3 protein-coding genes are annotated in these 2,166 nt (G+C 73.4%); all 3 read right to left on the bottom strand.

The features are described 5' to 3' along the window. On the bottom strand, window positions 1–765 hold a 765-nt coding region (gene glpR / locus SSBG_RS34865; protein ID WP_037870007.1), incomplete at its 3' end, for a gephyrin-like molybdotransferase receptor GlpR. A 165-nt stretch (window positions 766–930) separates the two neighbouring features. After that, window positions 931–1,617 (bottom strand): GNAT family N-acetyltransferase, encoded by a 687-nt coding sequence (locus SSBG_RS17110; protein ID WP_037870005.1) that lies wholly within the window; start codon window positions 1,615–1,617, stop codon window positions 931–933. A gap of 26 nt (window positions 1,618–1,643) precedes the next feature. After that, the coding region (locus SSBG_RS17105) for a MogA/MoaB family molybdenum cofactor biosynthesis protein (protein WP_037870003.1) at window positions 1,644–2,166 on the bottom strand (523 nt) is incomplete at its 5' end.

Genomic DNA, 2,166 nt, shown 5'->3' with positions numbered 1-2,166 from the left:
GGGCCTGCGCTCCGGCGCCGGACGCCGCTCCGGCGCGGGGCGGCGTTCGGCGGCCGGGGCACCGTGGGCCTCGGCAGCCTCGGCGCGACCGTGGTCGCGGAGGCGGGCGGCGGCGTCCTCGGCGCGGCGGCGGTCCATCGTGTACGCGAAGCGCCGGCGTTCCTGGCCGCGCAGGTGGGCGATGTACGCGCTGAGCAGCACGGCCGGCACGGCGGGCACCCACAAAAAGCCGAGGCCCCACACGGCGGCGACGACCGAGCCGAGCGTGAAGACGAGGAAGAGCAGCACCGTGGTGCGCCGCCGCCGGGCCAGGACGCGGGTGCGGCGGGCACGCGCCTGCACCTCCGCGGCGTCGGGGCTCCACACCGTACGAGGCCGCTCGTCCCGTTGAGCCTCGGGCTCGGCGGGCCTGCCGCGCTCGCGTCCGCGCGGCTCCTCGGCGACGGGCTCACGCGCCGCCTCGACGGGGGACGGCGGGGCTTCGCGCGGTGCGGTCCTGTCCACGGCGAAGGGGCGGACGTCGACCGGTTCGGTCGGCTCCGCCTCGCCCGCCAGGGTCGCCGGGTCGCCCGGGGCGCGCTCCCGCAACTCCTTGGCGTAACGGCGTTCCATTCCCGCGCGTCCGGACAGCAACCGGATGGCGGTACTGAAACGTTCCGTCGGACGGGCCTCGTTCAGCTCGTCCTGCCTGCGGAGCCACATCGGCACCAGATATGCCGCCCAAGCACCGACGATGACTGCGTAAATGAGGCCACTGCTGCTCACCTCTCACACGGTAGAGGGGTTTTCGCCGGGCGATCCGCCAATTGAGTCGGTGTGTCGCACGAACCGACTGATAACACAGGCATTTTTATGAACGGTCTGATCAGCAGAAAGGCGCGAAGGGTATGTAAGGATCAGATCACCCTTTCATTCGAATAACTTTTCGAATTACGAGGAAGAGCTTTTCCACTCACCGCGCTCGCCCCGCACCTCGCCGGGTGTCCCGCCCCGCACCTCGCCCCGCCTGCCGCCCCGCGCATCCCCCGGTGCCCCCTGCCGGGACCGCCACCGCGCCAGCATCCCGTGCGGTACCTCCTCCGCCGTCAGCGCGAAGACGAGGTGGTCGCGCCAGCCGCCGTCGATGTGCAGGTAGCGGGGGCGCAGGCCCTCTTCGCGGAAGCCGAGCTTCTCCACGACGCGGCGGCTGGGACCGTTCTCGGGGCGGATGCAGACCTCGATGCGGTGCAGTCCCATCCGGAAGAAGGAGTGGTCGACCGCGAGTGCGACGGCGGTCGGCATGACGCCCCGCCCGGCGATGTCCTGATCGACCCAGTACCCGACGTGCGCCGAGCACATCGACCCCCAGGTGACCCCGGCGACCGTCAACTGCCCGACCAGGCGCCCCTGGTACTCGATGACGAACGGCAGCATCCGGCCGGCCTTCGCCTCCGCGCGCAGGTGCCGGACCATCTGGCGGTAGGTCGGTCGGTGCGTGATGGGGCCCGAGGGGGTCGGCGGCGGGATCGTCGCCTCCCAGGGGCGCAGCCAGTCGCGGTTGCGCCGGTTGACCTCGCGCCAGGCGCTCTGGTCGCGCTGTCTTATCGGGCGCAGGGTCACGTCGTCCTCCGTCAGCACGATGGGCCACGTGGACAGATACCCGTTCAGCTCGGGCTCCCGGCGTTCTCGGCGGGGCCGGAGGTGCCCGGTCCCGGGTGGGTGCCAGCACCGGTCTGCCCCGGTGCCGGGCGGTGGTCGCCGCCGTGGATCTGCTCGACGGCGTGCGGCAGCCAGCGCTCCAGGACGGCGAGTCCGTCGCGGACCCCGCCCGTGGAACCCGGCAGGTTCACGACGAGGGTCGTCCCCGCGACTCCGGCGAGCGCGCGCGAGAGCGCGGCACTCGGCACCTTGCCGAGCCCTTCGGCGCGGATCGCCTCGGCGACGCCCGGGATCTCGCGGTCCAGGACGGCGCGGGTCGCCTCGGGCGTGAGGTCGTGGGGCGTGAGCCCGGTGCCGCCCGTCGTGACGACCACGCCGTAGCCGGTCTCTACCGCCGCGCGCAGCGCGGCCTCCACGGGCGCGCCGTCCGGCACCACCTGCGGTCCCTCGGTCGCGAAGCCCCAGCCGCGCAGCGCCTCGGCGATCAGCGGCCCGCCGCGATCCGGGTAGACCCCGGCGGCGGCCCGG

The organism is Streptomyces sp. SPB074, from assembly GCF_000154905.1.
Taxonomy (GTDB): Bacteria; Actinomycetota; Actinomycetes; order Streptomycetales; family Streptomycetaceae; genus Streptomyces.
This window is presented reverse-complemented; position numbering and strand designations above follow the sequence as displayed.